At 70.1% G+C, this 13913-nt stretch carries 11 protein-coding genes; 4 read left to right on the top strand and 7 right to left on the bottom strand.

Features of this window, described 5'->3' with window-relative positions; genetic code table 11:
• Positions 1–18: 18 nt before the first annotated feature.
• From BpN12_RS21365 to BpN12_RS21355, 3 genes are read right to left on the bottom strand one after another with little or no spacing between them, the layout of a single operon-like run.
• Entirely contained in the window at positions 19–1659 is a 1641-nt protein-coding gene (locus BpN12_RS21365; protein ID WP_246797441.1) for an efflux transporter outer membrane subunit, read from the bottom strand.
• Complete coding sequence (locus tag BpN12_RS21360; RefSeq protein WP_246797440.1) at positions 1659–4832, bottom strand: efflux RND transporter permease subunit; 3174 nt, start codon at positions 4830–4832, stop codon at positions 1659–1661. Before BpN12_RS21360 ends, BpN12_RS21365 begins: the two co-directional genes overlap by 1 nt.
• 15 nt (positions 4833–4847) lie before the next feature.
• Entirely contained in the window at positions 4848–6116 is a 1269-nt protein-coding gene (locus BpN12_RS21355) for an efflux RND transporter periplasmic adaptor subunit (protein ID WP_246797439.1), read from the bottom strand.
• Between the two features lie 480 nt (positions 6117–6596).
• Between BpN12_RS21355 and BpN12_RS21350 the strand changes: the two genes are divergently transcribed.
• Positions 6597–7454, top strand: coding sequence for an SAM-dependent methyltransferase (locus tag BpN12_RS21350; protein WP_246797438.1), 858 nt, complete (start codon positions 6597–6599; stop codon positions 7452–7454).
• A gap of 94 nt (positions 7455–7548) precedes the next feature.
• Here the strand turns inward: BpN12_RS21350 and BpN12_RS21345 are convergent, their stop codons facing one another.
• Together BpN12_RS21345 and BpN12_RS21340 are read right to left on the bottom strand one after the other, a co-directional pair.
• The gene (locus BpN12_RS21345) at positions 7549–7710 is read right to left on the bottom strand and encodes a DUF1328 family protein (RefSeq protein WP_012735230.1); all 162 of its coding nucleotides are present in this window, start codon (positions 7708–7710) and stop codon (positions 7549–7551) included.
• An 86-nt stretch (positions 7711–7796) separates the two neighbouring features.
• Positions 7797–9251 (bottom strand): RNA polymerase factor sigma-54, encoded by a 1455-nt coding sequence (locus BpN12_RS21340; RefSeq protein ID WP_042624458.1) that lies wholly within the window; start codon positions 9249–9251, stop codon positions 7797–7799.
• Between the two features lie 509 nt (positions 9252–9760).
• On the opposite strand from BpN12_RS21340, the gene BpN12_RS21335 reads away from it, so the two are divergent.
• Positions 9761–10528, top strand: coding sequence for a DUF4397 domain-containing protein (locus BpN12_RS21335; protein ID WP_246797437.1), 768 nt, complete (start codon positions 9761–9763; stop codon positions 10526–10528).
• Positions 10529–10757: 229 nt separating this feature from the next.
• Here the strand turns inward: BpN12_RS21335 and BpN12_RS21330 are convergent, their stop codons facing one another.
• Positions 10758–11276, bottom strand: a complete 519-nt coding sequence (locus BpN12_RS21330) for a DUF3005 domain-containing protein (RefSeq protein WP_246797436.1) — start codon at positions 11274–11276, stop codon at positions 10758–10760.
• Positions 11277–11345: 69 nt separating this feature from the next.
• The gene (locus BpN12_RS21325) at positions 11346–12245 is read right to left on the bottom strand and encodes a MipA/OmpV family protein (RefSeq protein WP_246797435.1); all 900 of its coding nucleotides are present in this window, start codon (positions 12243–12245) and stop codon (positions 11346–11348) included.
• A 718-nt stretch (positions 12246–12963) separates the two neighbouring features.
• Here BpN12_RS21325 and BpN12_RS21320 point away from each other — a divergent pair.
• Both BpN12_RS21320 and BpN12_RS21315 read left to right on the top strand, forming a co-directional pair.
• Complete coding sequence (locus BpN12_RS21320) at positions 12964–13203, top strand: hypothetical protein (RefSeq protein WP_246797434.1); 240 nt, start codon at positions 12964–12966, stop codon at positions 13201–13203.
• 226 nt (positions 13204–13429) lie between these two features.
• The gene (locus tag BpN12_RS21315; protein WP_425306370.1) at positions 13430–13861 is read left to right on the top strand and encodes a PRC-barrel domain-containing protein; all 432 of its coding nucleotides are present in this window, start codon (positions 13430–13432) and stop codon (positions 13859–13861) included.
• Positions 13862–13913 lie beyond the last annotated feature (52 nt).

The following is a 13913-nucleotide window of genomic DNA, read 5'->3' as shown; positions in this document are numbered from 1 at the left end:
GGGTGGCGGCGGGCCGGCTCAGCCGGCCGTCGCGAGGCGCGTGGTGGGCGTGGCCGCCGGGCTTGTAGAGCTCACCGAGCCCAGCGAATCCGCCGTGCCGGCCGCGCTCACTTCACTGGCAGACGGCGTGGCCGCCGCCCCCGAAGCCGAAGCCGGTGCCGCCGCACTGGCCGTGCCGGTCGACCAGCCGCCGCCGAGCGCCCGGAACACCGACACCGCCGCGCGCGCGGCATCCGAGCGCGTCGCGTCCAGATCGTCGCGCGCGCCCAGCAGCTGCCGGTCCGCGTCGAGCACGTCGGTCAGCGTGATCGCGCCGGCCTTGTAGGCCTTCTGCGACAGGTCTCGTGCGCGCGTCAGCGAGGCGACCTCGGCATCGAGTTCGACGCGCCGCGTCTGCGTCTCGGCCAGCGTCACGAACGCGTTCTCGACGTCCTCGGCCGCCTTCAGCACCGCCTGCCGGTACCGCGCCAGCGCCTCGGCGTTGGCCCCGCGCGCCGACTTGACCTCGGCGTCCACCTTGCCGAAATCGAACAGCCGCCAGCGCAGCCCCGCCGTCACGGCGGGCTGGAACGCGCGCGCCGTGAACAGCTGGCCCGCGTTGATGCTGTCGAAGCCGAGCAGCCCCGAGATCGAGAGCTTCGGATAGTAGTCCGACAGCGCCGCGCCGATCCGCTCGTTCGACGCCGCCAGGCGCCGCTCGGCCGCGATCACGTCGGGGCGGCGGCGCAGCACGTCGGTGGGCGTCGCGCTCGCGTCGATCGACGGAATCCCCGGGATCTCGCCCGGCACCGCGAGCTGGCTCGCATAGGTGCCCGGCTGCGCGCCCATCAGGATGTCGAGCCGGTTCAGCTGCGCGACGAGGCTGGTGCGCAGCGTCGGCACCAGTGCCCGCGCCTGCCGCAGCAGCGCGTCGGCCTGCGCGATCTCGCGCTCGTCGGCGGCGCCCGCGCGATGGCGCGCCTTCACGAGTTCGAGCAGCCGCGCGTCGGTCTCGATCTGGTCGTTGGCCACCGCGAGCCGCGCCTGGAAGCCGCGCACCTGCAGATAGGCGTCGGCCGCGTCGGCGGCCACGCTCACGCGCGTGCCGAGCCGGTCCGCCTCGGCCGCCTGCGCCTCGTTGGCCGCCGCGGCCGCGTTGCGCCGCAGGCCGCCCGCCAGATCGATCTCCCAGCTCGCCGCGCCGCCCAGCGTGTACTCGCGCTGGTTGCGGCTGTAGCCCGGGAACGCGCGAGCGAGCGAGCCGGTCGGGCTCAGTTCGCTCTGGTGCTGGTCGGTGGCCGCGCCTTCGAGATCGAAGGTCGGCAGCAGTTCCGCGCCGGCGCCCGAGGCGGCCGCGCGCGCCTGCTGCACGCGCGCCAGCGCGGCGGCCAGGTCGAGGTTCTGCGCGAGCGCGCGATCGACGATGGTCACCAGCATCGGATCGTGGAAGCCGGTCCACCACGCGTCGAGCGGCGCGGCCGGCCCCGCCGCGCCGTCGTGCCGGTCGGCGGGCGCATGCTGGAACGGCTGCAGCGCGTCGGCGGGCGCCTGGTAGTCGGGGCCGACCGCGCAGCCGGCCAGCGCGAACGCGAGCGCCGCGGCCAGCGCGAGGCGTGGCGCGAGGCGTGGCGCAAGGCGTGGTACATGCCGCGCGTTCGGGATCGGAGTGAAGGTCGTCATCATGCGTGCTCCTGGCTGCCGGCAACGGTATCGCCGGCGTGTTGCTTGCGGCCGAACCGCCGGATGAAGACATAGAAGGTCGGCGTGAACAGCAGGCCGAAGCCCGTCACGCCGAGCATGCCGAACAGCACCGCGGTGCCGAGCGACTGCCGCATCTCCGCGCCGGCGCCGGTCGCCACCGCGAGCGGGGCCACGCCGAGAATGAACGCGAACGAGGTCATCAGGATCGGGCGCAGCCGCGTGCGGGCCGCATGCACGGCGGCGCCGGCCGCGTCCGAGCCCTCGTCCTCCTTCTGTCGCGCGAACTCCACGATCAGGATCGCGTTCTTGGCCGCCAGCCCCACCAGCACCACGAAGCCGATCTGCGCGAGGATGTCGATCGGCATGCCCCGCAGCGACAGCCCGGTGACCGAGGCGAGGATACACATCGGCACGATCAGCACGATCGCGAGCGGCAGCTTCCAGCTTTCGTACTGCGCCACCAGCACCAGGAACACGAACAGCGCGGCGGCACCGAACACCACCAGCGTCGGCGTGCCCTTTTGCTGCTGCTGGTAGGCCAGGTCGGTCCACTCGAACGAGATGCCCTGCGGCAGCACCTGATGCGCGAGTTCCTCCATCTGGCGCAGCGCGGTGCCGGTGGCCACGCCCGGTGCGGCGGCGCCCTGCACCTCGGCGGCCGGATACAGGTTGTAGCGCGGCACGCGGTACGGGATGGTGCGGTCCTCGAACTGCGCGACCGAGCCGATCGGCACCATCTCGCCGGCGGCGTTGCGCGTCTTGAGCCGCGAGATGTCCTCGCCGCTGCGGCGGAAGCTGCCGTCGGCCTGCACGATCACCTCGTAGGTGCGCCCCAGATAGTTGAAGTCGTTCACGTACTGCGAGCCGAGGTACACCTGCAGCGTCGAGAACACGTCGGTGGGCGTCACGCCGAGCTTCTGCGCCTTGACGCGGTCGATGTCGGCGAACACCGACGGCGAGCCCGCGTTGAACAGCGTGAACACGCCGGCGAAGTGCGGGTCCTTGTTGGCCGCGGCCACCAGCGACTTGGCCGCCTTGACGAGCGCCTCGGGGCCCAGGCCCGCGCGGTCCTCGAGCATCAGCTTGAAGCCGCCCGCGCTGCCGAGGCCCTGCACCGGCGGCGGCGGGATCGTCAGCACGTAGGCGTCCTTGATCACCGACAGGCGACGGCGCAGGTCGGCCAGCACGGTCTCGGCCGTCACGCCCGACAGCTCGTGGTTGTAGAGCGACGGCAGGCCCGTGAACACCGTGCCCGAGTTCGACGCCACCGTCAGCGTGGTCGCGTCGAGGCCGACGAACGGCGCCGCGTGCTCGATGCCGCGCGTCTTCAGCGCGATGTCGGTGACCTGGCGCACCACCTTCTCGGTGCGTTCGAGCGAGGCGCCCGGCGGCAGCTGGATCACCGTGATCAGGTAGCCCTGGTCCTGCTCCGGAATGAAGCCGGTGGGCGTGCGCGAGAACTCCAGCCCGGCCACCGCGATCAGCGCCACGTAGATCGCGAGCATCACCGTGAGGCCGCGGATCAGCCGGCGCGTGAGGTTGCCGTAGCCGAACGAGAGCTTGTCGAAACCGCGGTTGAAGCGCGCGAAGCCGGCCTGCACGAAGCGCGCGACGCGCCCGCCGCCGGAGCCGGCCGTGTCGTGCTCGTGCGACTTGAACAGCACCGCGCACAGCGCCGGGCTCAGCGTCAGCGACACGAAGCACGAGATCACCGTGGAGGCCGCGATGGTCACCGCGAACTGCCGGAAGAACAGCCCCGAGATGCCGCTCAGGAACGCCGACGGCACGAACACCGCGCACAGCGTCAGCGCGATCGACAGCAGCGCGCCGCCCACTTCGTCCATGGTGCGGTGCGCGGCCTCGACGGCCGACATGCCGGCCTGGATGTTGCGCTCGACGTTCTCCACCACCACGATCGCGTCGTCCACCACGATCCCCACCGCCAGCACCAGCCCGAACAGCGACAGGTTGTTCAGCGAGATCCCGAACATCGACAGCACGATGAACGAGCCGAGCAGCGACACCGGGATCGCCACCACCGGGATGATGGTGGCGCGCCAGTTCTGCAGGAATACGAACACCACGCCCACCACCAGCAGGATCGCCACGAAGATGGTGGTGATCACCTCGTTGACGGACTTGCCGATGAAGATGGTCGGGTCGTAGATGATCTGGTAGTCGACGCCGGCCGGGAACTCCTTCTTCAGTTCCTCCATCGACTGCAGCACCTCGTGCTCGACGGCGAGCGAGTTGGCGCCCGGCTGCGCATAGATCAGCATCGCGGTGGCGTCGTCGCGGTCCTTGAACGAAGTCGAGCCGTAGTCGGCCGCGCCCACTTCCACGTGGCCGATGTCGCGCACGCGCGTGACGCGCCCCTGCGGGTCGGACTTCAGCACGATGTCGCCGAACTGCTCGGGCGTGGTGAGCCGGCCGAGCGCCTCGACGTTGACCTGGTACGCGTCGCCGTGCGCGACCGGCGGCTGGTTCAGCACCCCCGCCGAGACCTGCACGTTCTGCGCGCGCAGCGCGGCCAGCACCTCGTTCGCGGTCATGTCGCGCGCGGCCACGCGGTCCGGATCGATCCAGATCCGCATCGCGTATTCGCGCGCGCCCTGGATCTGCACGTCGCCCACGCCCTGCAGCCGCGCGAGCGCGTCCTTCACGTGCAGCGTCGCGTAGTTCGACAGGTAGAGCGTGTCGTGCGAGTGGTTCGGCGAGTACAGATGCACCGCCAGCAGGATGCTCGGCGTGGACTTGCGCACCTGCACGCCGAGCCGCTGCACGTCCTCGGGCAGCCGCGGCAGCGCATCCTGCACGCGGTTCTGCGTGAGCATCTGCGCGACGTTCAGGTCGGTGCCGATGCGGAACGTGACCGTCACCGTCAACTGGCCGTTGCCGGTGGACTGGCTGCTCATGTAGAGCATGTTCTCGACGCCGTTGATCTGCTGCTCGAGCGGCGTGGCCACGGTGCGCGCGATGGTGTCGGCCGAGGCGCCTGGATACGACGTGGTGACCTGCACCGTGGGCGGCACGATCTCCGGATACTGCGCGACCGGCAGCACGAACATCGCGCCGAGCCCGATCAGTGTCAGGAACGCGCTGACCACCGTCGCGAAGCGCGGGCGGTCGATGAAGAAATGGGCGATTCGCATGGCCTGGTCGCCCCGTTACTGCGCTTGCTGCGCGGGTTGTCCGGCCGGCGCGGCGGCCGACTGGTCGGCGTAGCGGATCGCGCCGTCGTGGGTGGCCACCTTCGAGCCCGGCGCCGCGAACGGCAGCCCGTCGATGATCACGCGGTCGTCGCGGCTCAGGCCCGAGCGGATCACGCGCAGCCCGCCGCGCACGTCGCCCGTCTCGACCTGCTTGGGCACCACCGTGCCGTCGGCGCCCACCGTCAGCACCAGATGCTCGGACTGGTTCGGCAGCACCGAGGCGTCGGGCACCAGCAGCGTCGGGGTCGGCACCGCCACTGCCACGCGCACGCGCGAGAACTCGCCGGGCGTGAAATGGCCGTCGGCGTTGGCCACCGTCGCGCGCGCGTGGATCGTGCCGCTCGAACGGTCGAGCACGTTGTCGACGAAGTCGAGCGTGCCCTGCCGGTCGTAGGTGGTCGAATCGCCCGCGGCCAGCTCGACGCGGTTCGACGGCATGCCGGCCGCGTTGCCGCGATAGCGCTGGAACGCCTCGTAGTCCGACTCGCTCATGTCGAAGTCGAGATAGATCGGATCGAGCGAGACGATCGTGGTGAGCAGCGTGGTCGGGCTGGTCGCGTAGCGGCTGCCGGCGATCAGGTTGCCCACCGACACCTGGTGGCGGCCGATGCGGCCGGTGAACGGCGCGACGATGCGGCAATGGTCGAGGTCGAAGCGCGCGTCGCGCGCCTGCGCGTCGGCGTCGTCGAGCGCGGCCTGCGCGGCGTGCAGCTCGGAGGTGCGCTGCTCGGTGTTCTGCGTGGTGCCGGCCTGGCTGCGCTCGAGCTCCTGCGCACGCGCGAGTTCCTGCTTCGCGAGCACCAGGCGCGCCGCGGCGGTCTGCTGCTGCGCCTTCGCCTGCGCGTAGCGGATCTCGTAGGGCACCGGGTCGATCGTGAACAGCAGGTCGCCCTTGTGGACCACGGCACCGTCGCGGAAATGGATGCCCGTCAGCGTACCGCCCACCTGCGCGCGCAGTTCGACCTGATCGACCGCCGAGAACTGGCCGAGGAAGCCGATGCGCGTGTCGAGATCGCGCACCAGCGGCCGGCTGACCGTCACCTCGTGCGGCGGCGGCGCGGCGTTGGCCGCGTTCGCGCCGTCCTGCGCGTGATGGAACCACAGCCCGCCGCCGATCACGACGATGCCGGCCGCGATGGCCAGCGCCCTGGCACGTCGCTTCGGCGCGCCGTTCGGGCCGCCGCGCAAGCTCGCGCCATCTTCCAGTCTTGTTTTCGTATCCACCTGCATCACCCTGGAAAGCGTTGTGGCCGGCGCCGTCGCGCAACGCCGCGACGGGCCGGCCGGGGTCGGCTTCGACAGCCCCCTGTTCCGGCCATCGATCCACGCTTGGATGTCAATGAGCATCCAAAGGCCGATAGATTAGCGATAACATCTAAATGAGCAAGCGGCCGATTCGCGAAAACAACCTGTCGAATTGCCTACAGACAGCCGAAAAGCCTCGCCGGATAAGGGTTTGCGCGAACCTGGCGAGATTGTTGGCTGCTGCCGGTTTCTGAATTCATGCAGGCACGACAGCACTTCGTACCGCGAAGGCGGCCCGGGCGGCGTGGCGCGAATGCCGCCAAAATTGGCAGATTCGCCCATGGCGGGTGCCGCGCGCGCTGGCTAGACTGCTGGCAGATCGGGCGGATGCCGACGGCGGGAACCGCGGATCATGCGCGTGGCCGCACGGCCGCGCGCGGCAGGCAAGGGAGAAACGGCATGACGGATGCGGAACCGGGCAAAAGCACGGGGGCAGCCACGGGCACGGGCCACTACGAACCCGCGAGTCTCGTCGAGCGGCTGCGCGCCGCGCTGGCGGCAAGCGGCCTCGTGGCGGAGCAGTTGCGCCCCGAGGATCTCGCGGCGCTCGACCAGTTTCACTCGCGCGGGCTCGCCGCCACCAGGGAACTCGCGCGACAGCTGCCGCTCGGGCCGGCCACGCGCGTGCTCGACATCGGCGCGGGCCTCGGCGGCCCGTCGCGCTATCTCGCGGCCCACTATGGCTGCGAGGTGCAGGGCATCGACCTGAGCCGCGCGTTCGTCGAGGCGGCGACCTTCCTCGCGCAGCGCTGCGGACTGGCCGGGCGCGCCGGCTACCGGCACGGCAACGCGCTCGCGCTGCCTTACGAGGCCGGCAGCTTCGACGTGGCCTGGACCCAGCACGTGGCGATGAACATCGCCGATCGCGACACGCTGTATGCCGAGGCATTCCGCGTGCTGCGCCCGGGCGGACGGTTCGCGATCTTCGACGTGGTGGCCGCCGGCGACGCGCCGCTGCACTTCCCGGTGCCGTGGGCGCCGGGGCCGGCATCGAGCTTCCTCGTCACGGCGGAGGCGATGCGCGTGCATCTGGAGAACGCGGGCTTTCGCGTGGTCGACTGGGTCGACAGCACCGCCGAGGGCATCGCCTGGTTCGCGGCGCGCGCGGCGCAGGCGCGCGGGGCCGGCACGCCGCCGCCCGCGCTCGGCCTGCCGCTCGTGATGGGCGACGGCTTCGGCGAGATGACCGGCAATCTCGCGCGCAACCTGCGCGAGTCGCGCGCGGCGCTGATTCAGGCCGTGCTCGAAAAACCATGAAGCCATGAAAAAAAACCCTCGCACCGGGCGAGGGTTCGAGCAACGGACACGGCAGCCGCATGGGCGGCGGCCGTGCCGGATGCCGGCGCGGTCCTTATCTTCGGACCACGCCAAGCAGCAGCGTGACGAGGAAGATCACCACGAAGATAAAGAACAGGATCTTCGCGATTTCGGCCGCGCCCGCCGCGATGCCGCCGAATCCGAACACCGCCGCGATGATGGCGATGATGAAAAAGATGACCGCGTATCGAAGCATGTCTACCTCCCGATTGAACCTCTGAAACTGGATCTCTGAAACCGCCGCCGCGGCCCCATGATGGCGCGTCGTTAACGCCGCGCGCCTCAGATCGGCACGCGCCGGCGCAGTTCGGCCGGCAGGATCTTCATCGCCTGCCGGTACTTGGTGACGGTGCGTCGCGCCAGCACCACGCCGCGGCCGGCCAGGCGCTGCGCCAGCGCCACGTCGGAGAGCGGTTCGCCGCCGGGCTCGGCCGCGATCATCTCGCGGATCAGCACCTTGGCCGCGGCCGCCGAACAGGCGCCGCGCCCCGCCGCCTCGAGCTTGCGCGGGAAGAAGTGCTTGAACTCGAAGGTGCCGTGCGGCGTGGCCATGTACTTGTTGCCGGTCGCGCGCGAGATGGTCGATTCGTGCAGGTCCAGCTCCTCGGCGATGTCGCGCAGCACCAGCGGCTTCAGCGCGATCGCACCGTAGCGGAAGAAATCGCGCTGCCGCGCGACGATGCATTCGCCCACGCGCTGGATCGTGTCGAAGCGCTTCTGCGCGTTGCGGATCAGCCAGCGCGCTTCCTGCAGCTGCTGGCCGAGCGGCGACTGCGCCGATTCGCTCGACTTCGCGAACAGCTCGGCATAGAGCTTGTGGATCCGCGCGCGCGGCATCACCGCCGGGTTGATCGTCACCACCCAGCGTCCGCTCACCTGCCGCACGATCACGTCGGGCACCACGTAGTCGCCGCTCGCGCCGCCGAAGTGGTTGCCGGGGCGCGGATCGAGCTTGCGCACCAGCGCGCAGGCCGCGCGCAGCGTGCGCGTATCGCAGCCGATGCGGCGCTGGATCTCGGCCGTCTCGCGGCGCGCGAGGCGTTCGAGATGATGCTCGGCGATCACCTTCGCGCACTCCACGTCGTCGCGTCCGCCCGGCATCGCGTTCAACTGCAGCGTCAGGCACTCGGACAGCGAGCGTGCCGCGAGCCCCGGCTTGTCGAGCGACTGCACGAGCCGCAGTGCCACCGAGAGTTCCTGTTCGCTGAAGCAGACGTCCGAATCGGCGATCGTCTCGGCCAGTTCGGTCAGCGACTGGCGCAGGTAGCCGTCGTCGTCGAGCGCGTCGATGATGGTGCGCGCGGCGGCGCGGTCACGCACGTTGAGCGGATAGAGGCAGAGCGCCTCGTGCAGGTGTTCGTGCAGCGACGGCTCGAGCACGAGGCGGTCCGACGGTTCGACGTCGAAGCTCTCGTTCGAGCGGCGCAGCGAGCCGCGCATCGACGGCTCGGCCGTGTACAAAGGTTCGCCGTCGGGCGGCCCCGGTTCGGCGGTCACGAGGCTCGCGGGCTCGGAAGTTTCGGCCGATTCGGCCGCGGCGGTCGCTTCGTCGAACGGCGTGCGCGTATCGTCGTCGCCGGAAATCTGCACGTCTTCGAGAAACGGGTTGGTGTCGAGCGCCTGACGCAATTCCTGCTGGAATTCGAGCGACGACAGCTGAAGCAGTCGTAGCGACTGTTGCAGACGAGGCGTCAGCGTCAGGTGTTGCCGCATCTGTAGCGCGAGCGTAACTGGCATCCGGATGCTCCTGGTCGGTTAAGTGGTCCTGCCTCCCTTGTGCAACATCCATACCAGCTTGCCCGACCCCCTCCCGGCGGGGCTTCGGCGCCAGCGCCCGTGATGCGGGCAGCCTGCGTGAAGCATTTTTTACAAGCGGATTCGCAAGATTTGGGCCGCCGGACGCGGGCTGTCGCGATAGCGGCCGCTCCGCTGCGGTTCACGCATCCCGCGCAACCGGTTCGCCATGCGCGCCCACCGACGCGGCGTCGCCCTCCACGGGCCCGCTCCGCGCCGGTTTCGCACGCCGTGCGGCGGCCCCGATTCGACATCGCGCGCGCCATCGCCGCCATCGGGAACGCGCCGTGCTCGATAGCATCGCCTGCCTTCGATGGCGGGACCGGCGAAGGAAGTACCGAAGGGGGTCGCATTCGCCGGGCAGTCCCTATCCACTGGTCGCGAGACACCGGCGCCGCGAGGCGCGCGGATTGAGCAACGTCATATGAACAAGAGTTCAGAGAGGAAAAAACATGAAAACGATTCGTACCCTGGCGGTGATGGTTTCGGCCGTGGCAGTGCTCGCTGCTTGCGGCGGCGACGGCGATGACATCGGCACGATCATCGGCGTCTCGAAGCCGCAGGCGCGCTTCATCAACGCGGTGCCGCTCGGCCCGAACGTCGACTATTACCTGAACGCGCAGCTCAACACGGCCAACATCGCCTACAAGGGCGTGACGCGCTACGGCGACGTGAACAGCGGCGCCACGACGACGTCCTACAACTCCACCGGCACCAGCACGGCGATCGGCGCGCAGTCGTTCACCACGGCCAACGGCCACCACTACACGACGATCGCGCTGCCGAGCACCTCGTCGCCGATCTCGGTGATCGACGATCCGTATGACAAGGGCCTGCTGTCGAACCAGGCGCGCCTGCGCAGCTTCAACGCCTCGCCGAACGCGCAGAACCTGGACGTCTACGTGGTGACGGCCGGCAACACCAACATCTCGGCGGCCAACCCGACGCTGTCGAACGTGACCTATCAGAACGCGGTGCCGGCCACCACGCAGGATTCGATCTATCTGAACGGCGGCAGCTACCAGATCATCGTCACGACCACCGGCTCGAAGACGCCGGTCCTGACGACGGCGCCGTTCAACCTCGCGAACAACGCCGACTGGCTGGTGATGACGATCCCGGCCGGCGGCATCGCCGACGTGGTGCCGAACGACATCCACGTGCTGATCGCGCAGGGCAACGACGCCGATTCGTCGGCGCAGGAACTCGGCCCGCAATAACCGCCTCCACGGCGGATGACGCACGACGCACCCCGCCGCGAGGCGGGGTGTCGATGCGAAACGAAGAAAACGAAGGGGATGGATGACGGCGAACGCGCGGCCGTGGACAAGGCGTGGCCGCCGCGTGCAGCCGGAAGCTCACGGCCGCGCGCGGGCGACCGCATTCGCGCGGCTGCAACCCGCGCGACTCGCCGGCCCGGCCGGCGGCCGGCCCAGCATCAAAAATCGATCAGGACGACGAAGGTTCGAGCCGGATCACGCGAACCGTGCGCGCGCCGTGGGTGCGACCCGCATCGACGATGCCGGTCTGGCTGACCTGCCAGCCGAAGCGCGTCTCCACGGCCGGCTGCAGCCCGCCGCGACGGCAGGCGAAGCCCGCCAGACCGTCGTCGGGCGTCACCACGCTGTCGTCGAGCGAGGCGTTCGAATGGATCACGTTGTCCTGCCAGTGCGAGGCGTCGCGATGCGCGTCGAAGCTCTTGCCGTCCACGTCGACGCTGTTGCCCGAGGCACCCATCGCCGCGTTGTCGAGCGTCGCGATCCGGCTCGCGGCGCGGCGCACCGGGTCGCCGTGCTCGAGCGTGTAGCGCGCGCGGTCGATCGGCGGCAGGCCGGTCGGCATTTTCGAGGCGATCCGCTCGGGGGTCAGCCTGCGTTCGGCGCCGCGCTCGGCCGCGGCCGTCGACGGCGTCGCGTTCAATCCGGGGGCCGGCGTCTTCACCGGGTTTTGATTCCGTGCCTGCTCCATCGTCTCCTCCTGTACGGGGTGCCTCTCTCGCCGCGCGGCCGGGCCGCGCGGCGGGCATGGATGCCAGAACTAGAACTGGTAATTGATCGACAGATCGAACGTGGCGTTCGCCGAACTCTGCGTGATCGGGCTGTGACGCGCGCTGCCCACCAGCTGCTGGATCGCGCCGTCGGCCGTGAGGAACCAGTGCTTGCGGAAGAACCACACCATCGTGATGCCGCCGCCATAGGACCTCAGGCCCGCTTTCGCAGAATACGCCGGAATCCCCGAGCGCGCCGATTCTCCCTGGTTTACCCCGAACCAGCTGTTCATGTAGCGCGAATCGGCAAACGTCACGTTCGGACCCGCGAACCAGAAGAAGTGCTCGGAGCTGCCCGGCAGCGGCATGTAGGCCGCGAAATCGGCCACCCAGCCGTTCGCGCCGCCGACGTAGCGCTGCACGTCGCCGCGCAGCACCAGCGGGAAGCGCTTGGACAGCACGTAGTCGGCCGACAGCTTGATCTTCGGCGCCGGATTGATGTTGTCGAGGCCGTTCAGGTGGCCGAGATCGTCGGCCGAACGGCGCCCGAGATCGTAGCCGACCGACAGCGTCGCGCGCCAGTTCTGGCCGCGCAGAAAGTTCACGCCGAGCCCCTCGCCGGTCGAGAGGAACAGCAGGTCGCGGTAGCGCACGTCGATGCTCGGACCGGCCATCGCGCGGTACTGGTCGGAGCCGTCGTAGCGCGGCCGGAACGTGGAGGCCACGCCCACCCGCACGTCCCATTTGTCGGGCGGGTTCGGATTGAACAGGCTCTCGAGCGGCACGCCGGCGGAGTACTGCCACTCGCTGAGCGGGCCCGGCGTCTGCGCGCGGGCCGTCACGGCGGCCGCGCAGCACACCGTCAGAACGGTCAGCCGCGACGGGACGATCGCGCGGCGCATCAGGCTCATGCGGCGCGGGGAAACGGGAACGGCACGGCATCGAATCATCAGCTTGTCCTCTTTGTGTTGTACGTTCTGCTGAGAGAGTTCCGCAACCGTTCCGCCAGCGCCGCGCCGCCGCCGTTTCCGGCGACGGCCGGCGCGCGCGTGCCGGTCCTCGTACCGCTGCTGCGCGTGCTGCCGCCAGTCATGTTACCCGTGCCGCGCGGCGTGCCCGGACGCAACTTCATCGGCACGCCCCGGCTCCTCCGGACCACCTGGCCGAGCCGGCGCCCCGCCGCCGGACACCCGCCAGACGCTCGGGCGGTTGCTGCGACGGCGGATCGCCTTCCGGCGGCTGCCGCGGCACTGGCGGGTCGGGCGGCCCGTCGTCGCCGGGCTGCCGTTCGGGGTCGATTTCAGGCACCGGCGGCGGCTCGGGGCGATGCATCCCCAGACCGCCGGGCGGCTGTGCCCGCGGCACGGTGAACACGGATGGCGAAGCAGGCATGAGCTTCACGGTCGGTCCTCCCATTGCAGAATCAGCGGCCTTATCTGCAAATTACGTGCCAGAAGACCGTGCACGGACGCCGTCATGCCCCGTATCGGCGCCAGCCCCGCCGGCCGCCGCCGAATGCGTCAGTTCCGTGAAATCGTTACATCGGAACTGCAAATTTTTCAGTTGAAAGGATCCGGCGCCCCGCGGCGTGGCGCCCGGCAGGCGGGGGCGCGTCCGGCATGCCGTTTGCTCGATCGAAGACACTCCCCAACCTCAGGAGGACACGCGATGCGAACCGCTTCCCAGCCCATTCCGCAATCCGATGCCGCGAACCGCCAGCCGCTGCGCGGCGCCTCGAAGGACGAGCGAACCCCCGCGCGACCGCCTGAAAAGCGCATCGACGAAACGCTCGAGGATACGTTTCCGGCAAGTGATCCCCCGGCCACGGGCGGTGTCACGCGGATCGATCCCGAGCCGCACCCGCCGTCCCACCGGCCGCCCGACCGCGGCGAACCGGGGACGCCCTGACGGATGCCGGCGGGTGCCGCCGGCGGCTGCACCGAAGGCCGTGCAGCCCGGGCGGCGGCGCCTGGCCCCTGCCGTCCCATTCCGCCACCCTGTCTGACCGCATCCCGCAAGGAGGTCGACGATGAACCTGCATCCCGACACCGGCGCCGAATCCGGCGCATCCGGCCGCGCCTCTGATCGAATCGTGGGCCGCGCCACACCCACCGACGGCCCCGGCCCCGACGTGATGGCCGCGGCCACGCTCGACGGCAACCGCGTCTATGCCACCGACGGCGTCCACGTGGGCCACATCAAGGACATCATGCTCGACGTGCGCGGCGGCCGCATCGCCTATGCGGTGCTGTCGAGCGGCGGCCTGCTCGGCATCGGCGACAAGCTGGTCGCCGTGCCGTGGCACGCGCTGACGCTCGACACCGACCGCAAGTGCTTCCTGCTGGCCGTGACGGCGCAGCAGGTCCGCGACGCGCCGGGCTTCGACCGGCACCACTGGCCGTCGTTCGCCGATCCGGCCTGGGTCGCCTCGACCGAGCCCGCCGTTGCGCAGGCCACCGGCTGGGAACCCGACGACATCGGCCGCTTCGACGTCGATACCGGCATCGATGCGCCGCCGCACGAAACCTCGCCGAGCCGCCCCGAACCGCGCGGCGGTCAGCACTGATCCACAACTGCGTTGCTCGTCGCCGGTCGCGAGGCCGGCCCGTTTTCAGGAG

Origin of the sequence: Burkholderia perseverans (genome assembly GCF_022870505.1) — a bacterium.
GTDB lineage: Bacteria > Pseudomonadota > Gammaproteobacteria > Burkholderiales > Burkholderiaceae > Burkholderia > Burkholderia plantarii.
The sequence above is the reverse complement of the archived record's forward strand: the minus strand, read 5'-3'. Positions and strand labels throughout refer to the sequence as shown.

Bases quoted from the DNA above. Each gene is read 5' to 3' on its own strand.
- BpN12_RS21340 (WP_042624458.1), bottom strand. From the start codon at position 9,251: ATGCCAGTTACGCTCGCGCTACAGATGCGGCAACACCTGACGCTGACG.
- BpN12_RS21320 (WP_246797434.1), top strand. From the start codon at position 12,964: ATGCGAACCGCTTCCCAGCCCATTCCGCAATCCGATGCCGCGAACCGC.
- BpN12_RS21365 (WP_246797441.1), bottom strand. From the start codon at position 1,659: ATGACGACCTTCACTCCGATCCCGAACGCGCGGCATGTACCACGCCTT.
- BpN12_RS21325 (WP_246797435.1), bottom strand. From the start codon at position 12,245: ATGATTCGATGCCGTGCCGTTCCCGTTTCCCCGCGCCGCATGAGCCTG.
- BpN12_RS21315 (WP_425306370.1), top strand. From the start codon at position 13,430: ATGGCCGCGGCCACGCTCGACGGCAACCGCGTCTATGCCACCGACGGC.
- BpN12_RS21345 (WP_012735230.1), bottom strand. From the start codon at position 7,710: ATGCTTCGATACGCGGTCATCTTTTTCATCATCGCCATCATCGCGGCG.
- BpN12_RS21360 (WP_246797440.1), bottom strand. From the start codon at position 4,832: ATGCGAATCGCCCATTTCTTCATCGACCGCCCGCGCTTCGCGACGGTG.
- BpN12_RS21330 (WP_246797436.1), bottom strand. From the start codon at position 11,276: ATGGAGCAGGCACGGAATCAAAACCCGGTGAAGACGCCGGCCCCCGGA.
- BpN12_RS21350 (WP_246797438.1), top strand. From the start codon at position 6,597: ATGACGGATGCGGAACCGGGCAAAAGCACGGGGGCAGCCACGGGCACG.
- BpN12_RS21335 (WP_246797437.1), top strand. From the start codon at position 9,761: ATGAAAACGATTCGTACCCTGGCGGTGATGGTTTCGGCCGTGGCAGTG.